The following is a 792-nucleotide window of genomic DNA, read 5'->3' as shown; positions in this document are numbered from 1 at the left end:
AGGGTGAGCGCACCGGATCCGGTGAGCGTCCCCAGGACGCGCACCGCCCGCGCGAGGGACGTCGCGACGACGGCGGCGAGGTAACGCCGCTCGGTGACCGGCTGGGCCCGGTCGAGATTGGCGCGCAGCACCTGCCGGACCTCGAGCAGCCGGGTCCGGGTGGCGTCCGGCAGCCGGGCCGCCGGCGGCGTCTCAAGGTCGAGGAGCAGCCCGGTGCGGGCGAGTTCGCCGAACCGTTGCCGCCATGCGCCGCCGGCCCCGCCGGGTGGGACGACCTCGACCATCCGCACCGCGACGGCGAGCCGGTCGACCTCGTCGACGATCCGGAACCGGGCGTCGACCCCGACCGCCGACGGCAGGCCGGTGTTCGGGCCGCCGTCCGCGGAGCCGTCCGGGACGCCGTTGAGGGCCTGTTCGAAGCCGGCCGGGGTGGCCAGCCGCCAGGACGTCACCATCCGCAGCCGGGCGCGGTAGGCGTCGTCGTCCTCGCCGGCGAGCCGGGGGACGCCGTGGTCGGCGCCGGTCCGGTCGAGCGCGCCGGAGCGCGCAAGCGAGACGTGCCGGGATGCCGCGATCTCGCGGGCGACGGCGGCGATCCGCTGCTTCTCCGCGGTGAGCAGGTGCACGGTCCGGGCCAGCCGGCCCTCGACGACGACCGTCTCGACGAGGCCGGCGGCGGCCGCGGCGGCGAGGTCCGTGCCGGTGGCCGCCGCGGCGAGCGCGGTCGACGGGTCGTGCGCCGCAGGCCCGTCGACGACACGGACGGTGACCGTGAGGCGCAGCGGCCCCGCC

Annotated in this window: 1 protein-coding gene; it reads right to left on the bottom strand. The window is 78.2% G+C overall.

The features are described 5' to 3' along the window. Positions 1–792, bottom strand: a 792-nt coding sequence (locus FrCorBMG51_RS24380) for a hypothetical protein (RefSeq protein WP_047225341.1), incomplete at both ends; no start/stop codon positions are given.

The organism is Protofrankia coriariae (assembly GCF_001017755.1).
Classification (GTDB): domain Bacteria; phylum Actinomycetota; class Actinomycetes; order Frankiales; family Frankiaceae; genus Protofrankia; species Protofrankia coriariae.
The sequence above is the reverse complement of the archived record's forward strand: the minus strand, read 5'-3'. Positions and strand labels throughout refer to the sequence as shown.